Below are 17396 nucleotides of genomic sequence, written 5' to 3'. Positions count from 1 at the left end.
ATTCACACATGATTCTAACTATCAAACCAAACCAATTTTCCTGCGCGATCGATATATCCCCGTTTGCCATTGCGAATAATCAAGGCTAAACCCTGCTTGAATGAAAAGTAACGATCAAACTGTGGTTCTATAACCATCTTTCCCATACGGTTAATTGCGCCCCATTTACCGTTTACTTTTACACTTGCCAGCCCTTCACTAAAGTTGTGAGCATCGTCATACTGAGGTTCTACGATAATCTTACCATTTGTATTAACATATCCATGTCTTAAGTTAATACTAATATGTGCCAATCCCTCATGAAAAGAGCCGGCATCATGAAATTGGGGTTGGATGACAACTTCTCCTGACAGGTTGATGAAGCCATATCCCTGTTTCAGCTTTACAGCCGCTAGACATTCTGAGAAGGGGCTAGCTGAGCTGTATCTCAGTGGAATGACTAGTTGTCCCCTAAGATCAAGGTAGCCAAATCGGGAGTACCTCCTTCCGTCCAAAATGTCCTCAATTGAGGATCCCAGACTTCGGATAAATACCAACAATCGGCCATGATTGAAGTGCTCGGCACCCTCAATACCATCATCAGGGCTAATTTGTAGTTCCTCTGGTAACTCAAAAACAATTTTTCCGCTGCGGTTGGTAAAAGCGATTTTTTGTTGATCACTGCTGCTGATCACAACAGCCGCTAAACCATCAGAAAACGATTCAATATCGAGGAAGCGGGGGTTAGCAATCATAGTTCCGTCTGGATCAATGATTCCCCACTGACCATGTTGCTTGAATGCCCATCTTTGTTCGTGGAGTGGAATGAGTAACTCGTACTGAGGTTCAACAACAACATTTCCGTTCGGATCAATCAGTCCTTGTTTATATCCACTGATAACGACTGCGCGTTGGTCAAAGAAGTTACCAACTGATTCAAACTGAGGAGTGATGACAATAGTGCCCCTTGGATCAATGAAGCCCCACTTGCCATTCGCTTTGAACGCCGCGCGATCTTCAAAGAAAGGCTCCACTTGATCAAATTCTGGCTCTATCACAACGGTTCCAGTCTGGTCAATGAAGCCTGATTTCTGATTTTTGGAGATAATAAACCGAGGTGTAGGAGATGAATTTTGGGCTTGCTCTAAGTTGGATGTTTCTGCTAAACAGCTTGTGACCGTTTGTTTGTCAGTGCAACTCGTGAGCAGTGTCAGAGAGAGCAAACAGACCAAAAGCAATCGCTCTACAGGAAATTGTATGACTAAAAATTTAGAATTTAAGATCATACGACTGGGCAACTAATAAACACCTCTAGTATGACTTCAAAACTTTAGAAGGGTAGGCTCAGCATATAGTTTTGGATATAAATTCTTACTTGTATGCTAAACCTAGCCTTACAATCTGGCCCTATTTATGGATCGTTCCAGATGTCATAATCAGCGCGCGGTTCAAATGATTCAGGAACCGGTATTTCACCTGATCCGATAAAAGAGGTTTGACGGCATCCAAATGCCTCTAAGTACCTAGCGATCCACCATCTATATTGACTAATCCAATTGCCCATTGTATCTTTCTCTGGTAATTGAGGTGTTGGAGGTGGTATAGGTTGCCGTTGTTCCTCACTTAATTCAAAGTATGCCTGCCGTCGGGTTTCAAAGTTTCTAGCTCCTACTTCCGGATTAAGACCTTGATAAAAAGCACCAAGAATACCAGCTTGATCTCTAATATTATAGACATCGGCAATGCTCCCTGGTCTTCTGCCAAACTCCTCTCTTGCTACGGTTTCCCAATCTTCTACATGCTCGGCCAAAATAGCACCGATGTACTTGATAGCTATTGTTGGATCGCGCAATCATCGATTTGTCCTTTGAAACTCTTCAACACTAGGATCTTGAGGTACCGAAGCTGAGAATGCATCTGGACGTCTCTGCCTTACTCTATTTTCAACTTCCGGATCTGTGGCAGGATGATCCGGAGCTGGAGCTGTATGGATTTTACCAGGAATGCCAAAAGTTAAAGGACCACCTGGACGAAACAGTCCAGTTCCTCCTCTACCAATGAGATTGTAGGGATTTTCAAGTGCTTCCCATAGAATAGCTCCAGCAATCGCATGAGCAGTGATTCCATAATAATTTGCCACTTCACAAATATATTCGGCATTTTCTCTAACTATATCGAGTGCCCATTGTCGCTGTGCTTCGTGGAAGGAATCTTGGCGTTCCTGCCAAGGCCACAATCCAGTGTAAACTTCTGGATTTCCTCCAAATCTTCGTCGTAGCTGGTCAAAAAGGTTTTGAGCAACTACAGTACTAATTTCAACAGAATCATCAATGGTTTCCGAAATTAGATTCTGGAAATTAATAGCTGCATCCTCTAGTTCTTGTTGGTTTTGGGCTTTCCATACATTAGCCAAGAAGTAGATTGGGCTTTGACTTTCCTCACTAAATCTTAGAAATGTATAGAGGTTGCCTAAAGTGACCATGTCACTAATGAATAATGGATCTTTCACAGAACTCTGAAAATCTGTTATTAATTTAGTCGCCTTTAGCAGATTCTTCTGAAATCCGATCACTTTTACTCGTTTCTCTTTAGTATTTCCACTTTCTAAAAACTCTTTGAGTTCCTCAGTAGCTTTTGCAATTACCAGCTCCTCCTGATTCTGCCAGAGCGTATCGAGGAAGAAATTGAGCGATGCATCACCTTCGGTGGTCGTTGCAATCGGGTCAAGCACGGCATAGGCTTTGCCCAACTCCAGCAGCGCACTGAGCACTTGAGCATCGGGTGGCAGCTCCAGTGAAAGTGCTTCCATTGCTCTCAGTAAACCTGTTGCCAACTTCAGCAAGCGAGTGGGATCCGCACTATCTTGAATGAACGCTTGTAATTGCTCTGCTCCGGTTTGCAGCCCAACCTCATCCTGCGCCTGCCACAGCGTATCGAGGAAGAAGTTCAACGGCGGCTCGGTTGAAGGAGCCGTGGGGTTGAGCTGCGCATACATAGCACCTAACTCAATAAGTGCACTCACAACCGCCGGATTAGCATTTTCCTCAGGTGCCAGGCTCTGTCCAACTGCCTGCACCAAGTTCGTAGCAAACCTCAACCATTGCAACCGTGCTTCGGGTGTGTCGAATCCCGCAAACAACTCACTCAGCTTTCCAATCGCCTGCCGCATAGCAATGGACTCAGTTTGAGCCGACTCACCTTGCCACAGGGTTGCCAAGAATGCCTCAGTTCCATTCTCAGTTGCAGTCGTCAGCACAGTGGGATTGAGCTTGGCATACTCAAAGCCAAACATCACCAGTTCTCTGAGGAATTGGGCATCGAGCACGGCATCGTCTGACAGTGATTCGACATTCGTAACAGCCTGCACCAAGTTGTTGACAAAGCGCAGTGCTCCTAACGGGTCCTCCACCCCCTCCAGCAAGGTGTCGAGCGCTGCTATTCCTCGTTGCAGTTCAGCCCGAATCTCCTGGTAGGGTTTGGGGGTGCTGGGGTCAGTAGGCAACTGCGCTCGCCACAAGGAATCGAGAAAATCGGGTGTGGTAGTGGTAGCCGTATCCGGAGCTAGTGTGGGCTTGAGTGCGGCATAAGTATGTCTAAGATCTGGACAAGCAGTGAGCACGGATGTCTCTTCGCTGCCATTGCGCCGTATCAGCTAAGATACTCATCACCTGTATTCCAGTTAGTTTTCTATTGCCGTACTCCATAGAGAAGACAATTGAACTGTTTGTCACTCAGAAGCCAAAGTATCTTCGGTATTAAGATTATATCCTCCTTCTCCAACTAAGTAGATTTCACCAGACATGCCTTGAGGAAGGGAATCCAAACTATGCCTATAAGCTATTATCTTTTCAACCCTTAATGAAACAACTCGGTGATTCTCTGTTCTAATTGATTCAACTTGATTATTTGAAAACCTTTTGATTTTTTTATATGCTTTTGAAAAAATTGTGCCTATATCAATTTTGCCATGAGTACAGGCACCTCTAACACAATAAGCCTCTCCGTCCCTTTCTATAGAATCAACTAAAAATTCCATATCTCTTTCTCCTTTTCCTCGAATCACCCTGTTCTAGGATCGCTGATTAAGCACAGAGTAGTAATCATCTCTCTGTGCTTATGACCTTTTTAAGGTAACTTATTGTTCTGTTGCACGCCTGAAAAAATCACGAATTTGTTCTGGTGTCATTCGAGGTGTATTCCTCAGATAATCGACGCTGTCTTCTGGCCTAATAGAATTAGGCAGTTCCACTACCCCCATTTCACTCAAAATTTGTCGTGCTCTATCAACCGATATAGCATAAGATGCCTTACTTTGAAACTCTAATGGTAACATGTCAACTTGAACCTCACGTTCAAGTGTCCGTCTAACGTTACCAATATCAACAGCAGGATTACCTAATCCTCTCTGAGTTGCGATTAGGACGATTGCATCCCCACCTTGTGCTTTCCCTTCGAGTGCAAATATTGTTGCGACAAGAGGATCAATGGATGCAGGAGAGATGCCGAGTCGTTGAAGTACATCATTTCCAGGAAAACCATCTGTAGTACCACGAAATAGAGGAATATCCTCAAACAAATCTAATAAATGTACTACATCGTTGGTGCTCAAACCCGTTTCTTGCAAAGCAACTAATTCTCGATCTAGAAAATCAGAACCAGACTCTATAATTAGTTTGAGTGCATCAGGATACTGAGACAACGCATCCGCCACACTTGCATGTTCAGGTAGTCTGAGCCGTTCAGCAATGTCTGCGACTCGTGCTAGTTGCGCGGCATCTGCCCCATTGAGAAACTCCTGCACCCGCTCGTTATTGCCATAGAGTTGCTTGAACTGCCCAACGGCCTGATTCTGCTCTGCTAGCTCATCAAAGACCGCTAAAGCGGGTGCTCGACCGGCAAGCGTGCTATCCAGCAATGTCGTCAAAAGCTGCCACACCATCGCCAACTGGTCGTTGAGGTTCTCAGCCCTGCGCAGTTGCTCAACCAGAGGCTCGAAATACGAAATTACGCCAGCTAGCCGAGTCGCATCATCGGCGAGAAAGAGCACGTTCGTTAGTCCACCAAGGGTATCCACAAACGATAGATGGTGGGTGTTTACATTAGCGCACGCGATGAAGCCGCAGTTCACAAATTATGGCAATCCTTACCTGCGGTCTTACGCCTTTGGCGGAGCGAAGCTCTACGCCAATGTGCGATTACCTACACTGACTTTTGGGCGGCTTATGCAGCCGTTCTACCGAGCAAGCGTCATCGAGCAGTGGGTAAAGAGCCTGGAAAAACCAGCTACATTGTTCGCGTTAGCATTGCGAAGCAAAACGATTCAACAACACATTGCGGCAACGGGTGTTTCGCTTAGTCTGAAAAACCTTATCCTTCTCCAAATCCTTAGAGAATCACATTGGTGCAATTTGGTATTTCATCCATCACTACAATGCATCATTACTTGTGTAGCACTACCAGAAGCACTGCCAGAAATGAGTGGTTCTGTTGGTTTGATATGGATCACAGCTCTCCTAGACTGTTCAACAGATTAACTTCTCAGATGGAACAGTGTTAGCTAAGATTGTAAATCGGTGGTGTCATCGTTTAGCCATTGAGTTCTCAACTCATGAGGTAATTGACCTAATGTGAAGAGGTGGCCTTCTCCCTTGTACAAGAAGTGATAATATACTTCGTAATCTGCTCCTAGCTCCTGCTGTAACTGTAGCCATAGCCGTATTCCTTCTCGATACCATTCTTCCTCTGCTTCTTTACTAGGAAAGCCAGATTCTGGTGGATAGTCAGCAAGTGTAGCATTGTAAGTAGATTGCCATTGATTTAATCGATTGATCAAGGATTGGGTTATGGGTAATGTAGCTGGGTCAATATTATCAATTTCGCCAACACCCCATAGAGGCCATCCACCGTATTCAGTGTATAGTTTGATTTTTTTGGTCATTGTCTTCTCCTGCTAAATTAAGGGTTGAGCAAACGATTGATCAAATCGCTGGGAGTAGGATTAGCACCGACAATAAATCCATTGTCTCCAACTGTAATAGAAGCGTAATGAGTTGAGCCATTGAAGTTAACTTCATAAACAACTCGGCTAGCATCTTGACCTTGATTACCAATATCTCTACCTTGTGTTAGAGCAGTCACTAGAAAATCAGCAAGTTGCTCTTTAGGTATCCCTCGATTTTCAAAATCGTCTGCATGTGCCGCCAAAATATGTACGAGTCCAGCCCCTCGGCTCTGCCCTTCAGATGTTAAAGTATTGCTTCCTATTTCTAGGAAAATAGGGCTTTCTACTCTGACTTCTTGCCCTGTTCGGGAAACTGCACGAATTCCTTCTGGAGGAGCTTCAGCAATTCTGACAATGTTTTCACGAGAGAATCTAACGGGTGGAGATACTTGGCTTAACCGCTCAATTAAACCACGATTGGTGGAATCGGTTGGATCGAAATCTAGAATACTTCTGATTGCTTCAGGATGCTCAACTAGCCATCTTGTGACAGTAATCGCATCCAATTGATCGAGTTTTTCGGCAACTTCAGACACTCGCCTAAAGCGCTGAGCAAAGTCAGTCAACCCCTCAATGGTTGGCAATCCGCCCTCAAACTGGTCAAAGCCCCCTCTGAGGAACGCTGCAACGCTCTCAGTTCCATATTGCAGCAACCGAGCAACCGCAGTATCACTATCCCTAAACACCCGAAAGGGGATCGCAAGCGCATCTGATAGGGATCGCAGTCCCCCTACACTGTCCAACAGATCAACCTCTCGCCACAACCGTTGCGCTGCATCTAAAAGCCGAGTTGTATTGAGCAGCCCATCCGATGGCTCAAGCTTCGTCAGTCCCCCAAACGGAACAGTCGTAGCTAGGATTGTGAATCGGTATTGTTATCGTTTAGCCACTTAGTCCTTAATTCACCTGGCAGTTCATTTGGATGTTTGAAAAGCTGTTTCTTTCCTTGGTAATCGAATGGATAAAACACCTCATATTCCAAATATGGACTAAGTTCATCAACCATTCGCATCCAAAGCATAATTCCTTCTTTGTACCAACTATTTGCGGCTTTTTCACTAGGAAAATCAGACTCATGAGGGCAATCGCGATTGAAATTAGCGTTATAAGCTTTCTGCCAAGCTATTAAGTCGCTCATTAGTTTTTGACTAATTGGAAGTTTGTTAGGATTAACGTCTCCACTATCATCAACATTCCACACCGGCCAGGAAAACCAATCCATGCCCAATTTAATTCTTTTAGCCATAAAGATGCTCCTTAGTTAAGTCTCTCTAAAAGATCAGTGTAGACTTGTCTATCAGTAGGGAAAGCAGTCACGACATACCCATTGTCTCCCACAACTATAGAGAGATACTGGGTTCTGCCAAGGGAATCAATAACTTCGTAAACATATCGACTTCCATCGGCTGAATCGGAACCAATGTTTCTACCTTGTGTCAAAGCCTTCATAATGAGATCGACAATCTCTTCCTTGGGAACTCCTCGATCGACGAAGTTTGACTCGTGACGAGCAAGAATATGAACAAGACCAGCTCCCGCATCCGACTGACCAGTTCTTTGAATATTCGTCCCTATTTCTAGAAAGATAGGACTTTCCACAGCGACCACTTCTCCTGTTGTTCTGCTAAGAGCAAGAATGCCCTCCGGTGGCGCTTCGGCAATTCTGACAATGTTTTCACGAGTAAATCTAATACCACCTTGGCTCAAACGTTCAACTAGAGCAATATTAGTGGCATCTTCTGGATTGAAATCAAGAATACTAGCTATCCCACTAGGATGCTCAGATAGCCATCTCGTAACAGTAGCCGCATCCAATTGATCGAGTTTTTCCGCGACCTGACTGCCTGACAAATCTTTTCTAAATGAGGGTAGAACCAGGTTTACAAACAATAGAGCGAACTCGATGAAACCAAATGTGGTCATCGTAGTCGCGCTTGGTTTTGAGGGAGGCAAAACAAGCTTGAGGATCGTTGGGCAACAACGGAACGCAAGACAACAAGGTTCTTCCTTTATGAATCACCCCTTGCAGCCAGCGGAGTCCGATTTTGAGATAGCTAATACCTCGTCGCCAGTGCGGGTCTACCTGTTGCCGCAAACCTGCCAGTTGCACCGCCATACCTTGGGTAGTGGCAAACAGCAAAGCAATGGCAGCAACTAGATAAAGGCGCTCAAGAGCAGCAGCAGAGCGCAAGCGCGAGTCTTCTAATTCAAATGCGCCAGACTTGCTATCCAAAAATAATTCCTCTACCCGAAACCTCAAGGCATATTGCCAGAGCGTCTGCAAGGTCGGAGGTTCATCCGTGACAACCGCCCAAGATTCTTTGGCTCCCTGTACCGTTGCAACCACTAAGTTACAGCGATGCTCACCATCGAGCCACAAACCCACATTCTCATACAGTCGGGCTTCGCCAAGCGGAGGATAGAGTGCCCCAACCATCCAGGGATAGCGTCGTTTGGTGTGGATCAAGACATCACACGGTAACCGTAAACAGTAATGCCAGTGACTCTGCCGTAACCAGCTCATTAATTCATGATTGGCAAAGCCTCGGTCGGCTAACAACACCACATCAGGATGATGCCGCAACAGCCACCGAGCACGGCGCAAGACGGGTTGGTACTCTTCAAAGGCAACGGTGGCACTGCTATGTTCAAGGACTCGCCACAACAAGGGAACCGCCCGTCCACAGCACACCACCGACAGGTGAATCATGCAAAAGCGATCCTACAAAACCGTTGTATCTAAGGCTAAATACAATCGCTGTTGCTTCCATCCACTCAAAGCTGCCAGCACCAAGGGTCCGTAAATTGCCATCACGCTAATGCGGCAATTGTCCATAAATCGCTGCCAGCGCCGCTCAGTACTTTGCGCTTTTGTCGCTCGACTCATTACATATGGTTCCCATGCAGCCAGGTTCAATTCTCCGCTGTAGAGTAGAGCACTCACCATCCACGCTAGAGTTTTCAAGTGGCGCAGGTCGCAAACGCGACTGTGTTGACGCAATAAGTCGAATAGTTGACCATACAAATGGGTAGAGGGTGTCATGATTTTGGGCTGTTGTGTGGTAACTCCAGCCTCTCATGACTCTCTACCCTCTTCGCCAATGCCCTCGTATTTGTTGGGTTTCACCTACTTCTGTCAGGCAACCAGTTCCGCGACTTCAGACACTCGCCTAAAGCGCTCGGCAGAATCGGCCAACCCGTCAATGGTTGGTAATCCTTCTGTGAACCTGTCAAAGCCTCCTCTGAGAAACGCAGTAACACTCTTGCTTTACGTCTTAAAAAAGATAGGGTGGTAACTGCCACCCTACTAACTTTCATCTTTTGTCTTTGGTCTAATGCGCTAGCAATAAGCACAAAAGAATTGTATTAAATTTCAGACTCTAGGTCTTTGCGTAACTCCTGCACTGTGTAAATCTTACTGCCCTCAGTAAAACCAAGAATTACACATGACCAATTTTCAGCAAAGGCAGTTGCAAATTTAATCATTAGCTGTTCAGTTCCCGTAGCACTACTCAACTCAAGTACAATACACGTTTTCGGTTCATCTTTAAGATGCTGTGCAACTGCTTCTCGTGTAGACACCTCTAGATATTCTAATTCCTCATTGGATATAGAAATCCAAATGTGTTTATCTTGTTCTGATAAACGTCCCAAAAATGAACTGCTTTCTCCAGAAACTGCTCCTATGGAGCGTAAAAAAGCTGAAAGTTCTTCTTTTGAGATTCTAGAATCTGAAAAGATAGCTATTGGTTCAGAAAAATCAAGCGAAAGATTAGATTTCGACATTTTAAGGTTGTCCCAGTTGCGTTAGTAGTTGAATCAATTCTTGTTCAGTGCGAACAACATACGCTCCAGCATTAATAATGTCTTGACCTGCTGTGTTGCCATAATTTGGTGCATACAGAATGACAGGTTTGCTTAGTGAATTCCTAATGGAATCAGTCAGTAAACCTCTAATTTGGCTTAACTTGCCACTAGAACCCACTGTCATCTCAAGGATAGCTGTAGGGGTTTCTACATCAACTTCACCAAGTGAACCATTGGGACCAAACTTCTTTTGGAAATTGATCACATCAAACCCATTCTCTTGAGCAATGAGAGCAACTTGCCCTTCAAGGACTGTTCCTGAATTAGTAGAACCAAGTGCATTGTCCACTCTAGAGTAAATCTCTAAAATTTCTCTGCCTTGAGGGGATTGATCTATGCGTTGTAACCAGGGAGTAATGTTATCTCCTGCCCCTGAACGTCTAGCCAGCAACTCTACAGCTTCAGAACCAAACTCTAGCACGGATTTGATTGCCTCTGGATACTGACTCAGCGCAGTAGCAATCTCTTCATGCTGCGCCAGTCGTTCAGCAACTTCAGAGACTCGTCTAAACCGATCGGCAAAATCAGCCAACCCCTCAATGGTTGGTAATCCGCCCTCAAACTGGTCAAAGCCCCCTCTGAGGAACGCTGTAACGCTCTCAGTGCCATATTGCAGTAGTCTACTTACTGTTATCTAAGCACAACAATATGAGTTAGCACTTCTGTAAGCACATTCTACAACAATGACTGTGATGCGTTCTCGATATCGTTCTGACATCTTGCCTTAATTTCGTCTGGTAACTCTTCTAGTGTCAAAACTTGTATCTTTCCTTCATGCATGATGTCACTAACTACCTCATACTCTGAACTGAGCTCATTGTGCAGTTGCACCCAAAGCCTCAGTCTTTCTCGGCCCCAAACTTCTCGTGCCTCTTGGCTGGGAAAGCTGGAGTTATATGGATAGTCGTCCTGATAAGTGCTGTCATAAACCTCCTGCCACTTGAGCAGGCGCTGTAGGGTTTCTTGACTAATAGGAAGTTGAGCAGGATCAAAGTCTCCAACCCTGTTACCGTCGGCATACCATGTAGGCCAACTACCATAATCCGCCTTCAATTTGAATCTCAAAACCATAGTTACCTCTCCTAGTTGGTTTGCTCAAGAGAATTACTGATTCTAAAAACTGACCGGATTAGCTCCGACAATAAATCCATTGTCTCCTACGGTTACAGCTATACGCCTCACCCCAAGCCCTGGAATTCCTAGTGCTTCTTCCAAATTCACTTCGTAGATGCGACGACCTACTTTCTTTCCTTAGCCAACATCTGTTCCCTTAGTTACAGCAGCTATTACAGCATCCACAATCCTGTCTTCAGGTATTCCTTGATTATTAAAGTCTGTAGCATGTGCAGCTAGAATGTGTACCAATCCAGCACCATTATCTTCAGGATTACCATCAATATCAATTGTTCGAGTATTGCTTCCTATTTCCAAAAAGATAGGACCTTCTATTTCAACAAGACTGTCAGGATTGAATGGATCTGCTCCTCTGGGAAGGACTTTGATGGTGGGTTCTGATGGGTTGTTACGCATGGAAATCGCAACAAGATTCTCTGGTGAAAATCTTCCTGGAATCGTTTGGTTGAGTCTGTCTATCAAAGCAGCATTTGCAGCATCTGCCGGATTGAATTCTAGAATATTTCCTACTGCACTAGGATGCTCAGATAGCCATCTTGTAACAGTAGCCGCATCCAATTGATCGAGTCTTTCCGCGACTTCAGGCACCCGCTTAAACCGATCGGCAAAATCAGCCAATCCCTCAATGGTTGGCAATCCGCTCTCAAACTGGTCAAAGCCTCCTTTGAGGAACGCTGTAACGCTCTCAGCCCCATATTGCAGTAGCCGCCCTACTGCGGTATCAGTATTAGCAAAGACGCGAAAGGGAATCTCGATGGCATCCGAAATCGAGCGCAGTCCCCCAGCGCTTTGCAATAGGGCAACTTCCTGCCGGAGTCGTCTTCGTTCAAAAAGCGAGTTATATTCAGCAGTCCATTAGATGGATCTAGTTTAAGGAAACCTCAACGATTCAGTACCATTGCTGCCTATGTCAATTGTCTAATAATCCTTTTAGCTCATCTGGTAGTTCTTCAGAGCGGTAAATAAGTTGTGGTCTTCCGTCAAAGTAAGCACTGTAGTACACATCATGCTCTGCCCCTAGTTCTTGTTGCATCTGCTTCCACAGCTTGAGACCCTCTCGTCTCCAATCTAGGTGTGCTTCCTGACTAGGAAATCCCCCCCATTCATCAGGATAATCGCTGTTGTAGGCAGTGTTATACGCATCCTGCCAAGCATTGAGGCGAGCAATTGTTTCTTGACGAAGGGGAAACTTCTCTGGCGGTCCGTTGTAGATCTCATCAATGCCCCAAATGGGCCAGCAGCCATATTCAGCATACAATTTAATCTTCCTGGGTAGCATTAGTTACTCCGTAGTAATTGATCTACTAAATCTTGTGGAGTCGGGTTAGCGCCAACAATAAAACCATTGTTGCTTACTGTAATAGAAACGTATTGAGTTCTACCATTGAAAACAAATTCATAGACAAGCCGATCTCCTGTTGTGCCTTGAACACCGATGCTTCTTCCTTGCTTTAAAGCTGTCATAAGGGCATCAGCAATTTGCTCTTCTGAAATTCCTCGACTTGCAAATTGCTGTGCATGCTCTTCTAGAATATGCACGAAACCAGCGGGTCTATCAGTTACTGCTCTAGATCTCCCAATCTCTAGAAAAACGATGTCTGTCCGATTGATTGCATTGCCAGTCGCATCCACCTTTGTGACTACTCCTCCAGGAATTTCATCAATTTTGACTAGACGATCAGCAGAAAAGTTTATCCCCCTTGTACTTAATTGTTGAATCAGCTCATCGAACCTCCGTGCGGTAATGACTGTGGTGACTGTTATCTCTCCAGTGTATTGAATAGTATCTAAAGCTTGTTGAATCAGCTTTTCTAGTTCATTGGCAGCCGCTTGCAAATCACCTTGTGCCACCAGCGTCAGGAAAGACGCCTCAGTAGAGTCAGCCTTGTCAACAGCAGGCTTGAGAACCGCATAGGAACTGCCTAGATCCAGCAGGTAGCCTAAATGCTCTAAACTCTGAGCCAGCAGTTTGACGTCTGAGTCGTCCACGAGCTGAACAGTTTTGACCAATTGCGTAGAGAACTTCAGGCGTTCCAATTGGTCTTGCAAGGTGAGTGGTTCGAGTTGGTTGAGTGGGCTGCTGAGTTGATCAAAGAGTTGGGCTAATCCACCTTGAGCCTGCCGTAAATCGCCCTCTCCGCTCCATAAGATGGAGAGCCATTGCTCGATTCCACCCGAATCACTGAGGGTGACGCTGGGGTTTAGTCTAGCCACCTCAAAGCCAAAGGCCACCAGTTCTCTCAGGAACTGGGCATCGAGCACGGCTTCCTCGGAGAGCGATTCGACATTAGTGGCGGCCTCTACCAAGTTGTGGACAAACCGCAGTGCCCCCAGTGGGTCCTCTACTCCATCGAGTAGCGTATCAAGGGCTGTGGTGCCCCGTAGCAGTTCAGCTCGAATCTCTTGGTAGGGTTTGGGCGTGCTGGGGTCAGTGGGCAACTGTGCTCGCCACAAGGAATCGAGAAAGTCGGGTGTGGTAGTTGTGGCCGTATCCGGAGCTAGTGTCGGCTTGAGGGCAGCATAGGTGCGGCCCAACTCCAACAGCCCATTGACCAACTGCTGCTGCTCATCCTCGCTCAGGGTCGGGTACTGCTTGTGGTAGTCCTATTTAGTAAAGGATAGAGAATAAGCAGTCTTTACAAACAACTGAGTAACCCTGAACGTATCTGTTTGTTGTAGTGATGGATGAAATACCAAATCGCTCCAATGTGATTCTCCAACTTCTTAGAAAACGACAATGTCTTCCTCACTAAACGTAACACTCGTTGTCTGAGTGTGTTGTTGAATCGTTCAATGTAGCTGGTCAAGCCACTCTCCTTGCCTACAGCACAATGACGTTTGCTCGGCAAAACCTTGGCATAAGCTTCCCAGTAATCGCTGTACACGATGGCGCATTGTCGATAAACACCAGGCATCGATTGCCACAATCTGATTGCAGCCTCTGCTGAACGGTCGCCAATATAACACCCGACGATCTCGCGCGTTGCCACATCAACTGCCAGCCAAACCCACCGCTTGTTCCCCTTGTCATCGACAAACGACCATAATTCATCCATCTGCACCTCTAAGCGCCCTTTGGCTTTGGGTTGCACTTGCACCCGTTGCCGTACCCCAGCGTAGCAACGGTTGACATAGCGTTGTAGCCAGTCCTCTGATAGGTTCATCACACGAGCAATACCCGCCAAGGGAATTTTTTCCAACAACAGGCAGTCAATCATTGCCTTACGGTCTGGGTCGATGGGTTTCCATTGCGGGTCTTCAACGAACTGACGACCACAATCACGACATTTATAGTTTTGCTTACCGCGACGAGTGGTGCCATTTTTCATGATGTCGTCTGAGCCGCAGTTAGGGCAGAGGAGATAAGGCTTCATGGGGAAAATTGGAAAGTAGGAGATGCATCATAACAGACTCAACCATGATAGCTAGTCCTAATTTTCTCTACCCTTTACTAAAGAGCACTACCCTGCTTGTTTATCCACATCTGATGCACCAGCAGCAGCATGGCCTCATCGATCTGGGGATTCGAGCAGGGGAATGGTGCGTCAAATCAGGTGCGATGAATTCGATAGTGCTCTTGTAGCTGCCCGAGTTGAAGATGGTTCACAATTGAGGAATTCTTGATAGTGGATTTGGAGCAAAGGGTCCATCTAAAGAATAGTTCTTAGCATCTAGCAAAGTTGTTCTATTAACTCTCAAGCAATTCATCAAAGCGCATTTCTTGTTCGGCTTGAGCTTGTCTGGAACGATGGTCTGGATTGCTCTCATCATATGGCTCGGCTTGCAAAATCACCATAATGCCATCATGAAGCTTGTACATTTCTGAGCAAGTATGAAGATTAGAAAATCGCCCGCGACCTAAAAGGTTGAGCATTGGTCCACCAAAATAATTAATCCAGTGCAGTTCAAGTGGATAGCATCTGTGTTTGGAATCCTTCAGGTATCTTCTGGTTAGCTGTTGCAAACGACGGGTAGTTTGTTGGTCATACACCGAACCATGATGAACTTGAAAATTTGGAACAGTTTCTAGAAATAGGGATTTCAAAATTTCTAAACTAATACTACCTGCTTGAATGTGCTCACTCGTAAACTTCAGACCCACAACGTTAGGAGTTATTAAATCCAATGTATTCTCTGTTGAAATTCCCATGTATAGCTCGATCCCATTCTCTGCATACAAAGAAAACTGGATGGATGTCTCTTTAAAGAATTCGTTAGGAACAATAGAAAGATTAAATTGTTTGGCTGAGCCTAACAGGATTCTGCTGTCCATTCCGGTGAGCAGTTTTGCGGGAAAAATGAGCTGGCTAATTGTAGGCAAGCGAAGCGTGGAAGAAATAACTTCAAGTGTATGAGGATGAAAGGAAAGCAATCTTGTAACATAATGAATCATTTGGTTGCCTCCATTATGGAACATGAACAACACGAATCGTCATGATCCCTGCCTGTTCTAGCAGATCTCGGACGACCTGAGCACACTCTGGGTCAGCTACTCGCCATTCAATCTCAGTAGCATTGCTTTGAGACAGTGCTCTCAACTGTCGTCTTGCTTGGTCTACAAGCTCTGTGCGAGCATTGTCTACTACAAACTGAGGAATTCTTGATGGTGGATTTGGAGCAAAGGGTCCGTCTAAAGAATAGTTCTTAGCATCTAGCAAAGTTGTTTCATTAACTCTCAAGCAATTCATCAAAGCGCATTTCTATCTCAGCTTGATTTTTTTTCTGACGATGTTCAGGATTGTTGTCGTCATAAGGTTCTTCCTGCAAAATTACCATCACACCTTTGTGGAGTTCATACTTCTCTGCACAAGTGTGGAGTTTTCTGAAGCGTTCATTACCCAAAAACTTCAACATCTCCGGGCCAAAGTACGTCATCCACTCAATTCTTAGTGGGTAACTTCTGTAATTTTCATCTTTATACCATTTTCGGCTTCTTGATTGATGAAGACGATAACTAACTTGCTGATCGTAGGCTGAGCCGTAATGAGTTTGAAAAACCGGGGTCGCTTCTGTGAACAGGTTCTTTAAAGACTCAATAGTGATTTGGTTCTTTTGAAGATGTTCACTCGTAAACTCTAAACCAAATGCATGAGGCACAAGATTCTCCTTATTGAAGTATACTGTTGAGAAAAACTCTATACCGCTATCACCGTACAGAGGAATATTAATAAGAGATTCATTAGAAAACTCTCTAGGAACAACTGAGAGGTCGAACTGTTTGGCACAAGTAAGTTCAAGAGTGGCATTACTTTTCCCAGGTTTTATAGGAAGCTTTGCAGGAAAAAGAATTTGTTCTAGGGTAGGACATGAAAGTATAGAACAAACAATATCTACTTCATGAGGCGAGAAAGACAAGAAGTTGACAGTATATTTAGTCACTGTGCTTTACTCCAAATAGCTTAAGGGTACCAAACAACATTAATATTAACGCCTCTTCTATTAAACAAATCTTGCAATGCTCGAGCGATATCTTCATCTGCTACACGCCACTCAATTCCTGTAGCTCCTGTTCCACGTAATGCGTTGACCTGACCTATGGCATCCTGAATAATCTTAGGAATTCTCACGTTTTGTATAAAGGGATCTGGTCTAGTTACATCATTGACTCCACCCTTGTTCCAGTTTTTAGCATCTAGCAAAGTTGTTCCATCAAACCAATCAAACTCTTTTCCATTGACATAAACAGCAAGATCCTCTTCGTCTGCATTTTTTCCAGTTACCCTGATTTCGTAGTCTATATCTGCTTGATCAGGACTGTTGTTGCGGCTTCCACCATAGGTCGCGCCACTAATTCCTGGAACTGGATCCCCCGGTAGAGGCGCACTTCCAGATTCTCCACCCGTGATTGCCATCAATGTACTGATTCGCTCGATGGCTCCTAGAGCACCTGCTTCAACGGTCCCTGCACCTTGTACAACCAGTGCTGCACCTGCCGCAAGTGAAACGGCCATCGCGGGTGCGCCTGCAATACATCCCACGCCTGTGAGGCAAAGGGTTGATCCAGCTCCGGTTCCTCCAACCCCAATGCCTATGCCTCCGATGATTTCGAGGATGCCAGCGACTATTGCCGCTCCGTCTCCCAACAGCCGACCCGCTTGAAACGCCACTGTGTCTGGTAAAACATCCTCCGCTCCTGCCTCTGCATTCTCAAACCATCGATGGACTTCTGGATCGAGGGATAGGAGGGTTCTGAGGGGTTCCCCTTGATTAACCGAAAACTGATAGATGGCACCCAGTACAAATTGACCAAGCACTACATTGAAATCTAGTAGTGGCTCAACAATATCTTCGGCAATGTAGCTTTGTAGAAACGCCAATGGAAATTGAGCACTAGATACCGCTGGATAGATGACTTTATCGCCTGGATGAAGGGTATAGTTAACGCCATTGGGGTAATAGGTGAGCTGCCCTTGAT

The 17396-nt window shown here is 45.3% G+C and carries 21 protein-coding genes and 1 pseudogene; 1 reads left to right on the top strand and 21 read right to left on the bottom strand.

What is annotated here, in order from left to right:
• Window positions 1-14: 14 nt before the first annotated feature.
• The 5 genes from HJG54_RS17905 to HJG54_RS17885 all read right to left on the bottom strand — a co-directional run bounded on the left by HJG54_RS17905 (window position 15) and on the right by HJG54_RS17885 (window position 5026).
• The gene (locus HJG54_RS17905; RefSeq protein ID WP_316430390.1) at window positions 15-1265 is read right to left on the bottom strand and encodes a WG repeat-containing protein; all 1251 of its coding nucleotides are present in this window, start codon (window positions 1263-1265) and stop codon (window positions 15-17) included.
• A 125-nt stretch (window positions 1266-1390) separates the two neighbouring features.
• Complete coding sequence (locus HJG54_RS17900) at window positions 1391-1831, bottom strand: hypothetical protein (RefSeq protein WP_316430389.1); 441 nt, start codon at window positions 1829-1831, stop codon at window positions 1391-1393.
• Complete coding sequence (locus tag HJG54_RS17895; protein WP_316430388.1) at window positions 1832-3598, bottom strand: hypothetical protein; 1767 nt, start codon at window positions 3596-3598, stop codon at window positions 1832-1834. It lies immediately after the preceding gene.
• Between the two features lie 108 nt (window positions 3599-3706).
• Entirely contained in the window at window positions 3707-4015 is a 309-nt protein-coding gene (locus tag HJG54_RS17890) for a hypothetical protein (protein WP_316430386.1), read from the bottom strand.
• A 99-nt stretch (window positions 4016-4114) separates the two neighbouring features.
• A complete protein-coding gene (locus HJG54_RS17885) occupies window positions 4115-5026 on the bottom strand; it encodes a hypothetical protein (protein ID WP_316430385.1) in 912 nt (303 codons plus the stop codon).
• 42 nt (window positions 5027-5068) lie between these two features.
• On the opposite strand from HJG54_RS17885, the pseudogene HJG54_RS17880 reads away from it, so the two are divergent.
• Window positions 5069-5430, top strand: a pseudogene (locus HJG54_RS17880) (IS1 family transposase); the annotation flags it as partial.
• A gap of 106 nt (window positions 5431-5536) precedes the next feature.
• Here HJG54_RS17880 and HJG54_RS17875 read toward each other — a convergent pair.
• The 16 genes from HJG54_RS17875 to HJG54_RS17800 all read right to left on the bottom strand — a co-directional run bounded on the left by HJG54_RS17875 (window position 5537) and on the right by HJG54_RS17800 (window position 17298).
• A complete protein-coding gene (locus tag HJG54_RS17875; protein ID WP_316430384.1) occupies window positions 5537-5917 on the bottom strand; it encodes a hypothetical protein in 381 nt (126 codons plus the stop codon).
• Window positions 5918-5934: 17 nt separating this feature from the next.
• The gene (locus tag HJG54_RS17870; protein WP_316430382.1) at window positions 5935-6564 is read right to left on the bottom strand and encodes a hypothetical protein; all 630 of its coding nucleotides are present in this window, start codon (window positions 6562-6564) and stop codon (window positions 5935-5937) included.
• Between the two features lie 269 nt (window positions 6565-6833).
• A complete protein-coding gene (locus HJG54_RS17865; RefSeq protein ID WP_316430381.1) occupies window positions 6834-7226 on the bottom strand; it encodes a hypothetical protein in 393 nt (130 codons plus the stop codon).
• Window positions 7227-7237: 11 nt separating this feature from the next.
• Complete coding sequence (locus HJG54_RS17860) at window positions 7238-7903, bottom strand: hypothetical protein (protein WP_316430380.1); 666 nt, start codon at window positions 7901-7903, stop codon at window positions 7238-7240.
• Entirely contained in the window at window positions 7839-8690 is an 852-nt protein-coding gene (locus HJG54_RS17855; protein ID WP_316430378.1) for a transposase, read from the bottom strand. The genes HJG54_RS17860 and HJG54_RS17855 overlap by 65 nt, the downstream gene beginning before the upstream one ends.
• Window positions 8691-8702: 12 nt before the next feature.
• Complete coding sequence (locus HJG54_RS17850) at window positions 8703-9023, bottom strand: hypothetical protein (RefSeq protein ID WP_316430377.1); 321 nt, start codon at window positions 9021-9023, stop codon at window positions 8703-8705.
• 323 nt (window positions 9024-9346) lie between these two features.
• On the bottom strand, window positions 9347-9766 hold the full coding sequence (locus tag HJG54_RS17845; protein ID WP_316430375.1) for a hypothetical protein: 420 nt from the start codon (window positions 9764-9766) through the stop codon (window positions 9347-9349).
• 1 nt (window position 9767) lies between these two features.
• The gene (locus HJG54_RS17840; protein ID WP_316430373.1) at window positions 9768-10379 is read right to left on the bottom strand and encodes a hypothetical protein; all 612 of its coding nucleotides are present in this window, start codon (window positions 10377-10379) and stop codon (window positions 9768-9770) included.
• Between the two features lie 143 nt (window positions 10380-10522).
• A complete protein-coding gene (locus HJG54_RS17835) occupies window positions 10523-10918 on the bottom strand; it encodes a hypothetical protein (RefSeq protein ID WP_316430372.1) in 396 nt (131 codons plus the stop codon).
• A 180-nt stretch (window positions 10919-11098) separates the two neighbouring features.
• The gene (locus HJG54_RS17830) at window positions 11099-11776 is read right to left on the bottom strand and encodes a hypothetical protein (RefSeq protein WP_316430371.1); all 678 of its coding nucleotides are present in this window, start codon (window positions 11774-11776) and stop codon (window positions 11099-11101) included.
• Between the two features lie 115 nt (window positions 11777-11891).
• Entirely contained in the window at window positions 11892-12239 is a 348-nt protein-coding gene (locus tag HJG54_RS17825; protein ID WP_316430369.1) for a hypothetical protein, read from the bottom strand.
• Window positions 12240-12259: 20 nt separating this feature from the next.
• The gene (locus HJG54_RS17820; RefSeq protein WP_316430367.1) at window positions 12260-13537 is read right to left on the bottom strand and encodes a hypothetical protein; all 1278 of its coding nucleotides are present in this window, start codon (window positions 13535-13537) and stop codon (window positions 12260-12262) included.
• Between the two features lie 80 nt (window positions 13538-13617).
• Window positions 13618-14355: an IS1 family transposase gene (locus HJG54_RS17815; protein ID WP_316430366.1), complete on the bottom strand. Its 738-nt coding sequence runs from the start codon at window positions 14353-14355 to the stop codon at window positions 13618-13620.
• 314 nt (window positions 14356-14669) lie between these two features.
• Complete coding sequence (locus HJG54_RS17810) at window positions 14670-15374, bottom strand: hypothetical protein (RefSeq protein ID WP_316430365.1); 705 nt, start codon at window positions 15372-15374, stop codon at window positions 14670-14672.
• Between the two features lie 275 nt (window positions 15375-15649).
• On the bottom strand, window positions 15650-16360 hold the full coding sequence (locus HJG54_RS17805) for a hypothetical protein (protein WP_316430363.1): 711 nt from the start codon (window positions 16358-16360) through the stop codon (window positions 15650-15652).
• Window positions 16361-16380: 20 nt separating this feature from the next.
• Complete coding sequence (locus tag HJG54_RS17800) at window positions 16381-17298, bottom strand: hypothetical protein (protein ID WP_316430361.1); 918 nt, start codon at window positions 17296-17298, stop codon at window positions 16381-16383.
• Between the last annotated feature and the right edge of the window lie 98 nt (window positions 17299-17396).

This window comes from Leptolyngbya sp. NK1-12 (assembly GCF_032598965.1).
Taxonomy (GTDB): domain Bacteria; phylum Cyanobacteriota; class Cyanobacteriia; order Elainellales; family Elainellaceae; genus Elainella.
Note: the sequence above shows the minus strand (reverse complement) of the source record. Positions and strands in the feature narration are given on the sequence as shown.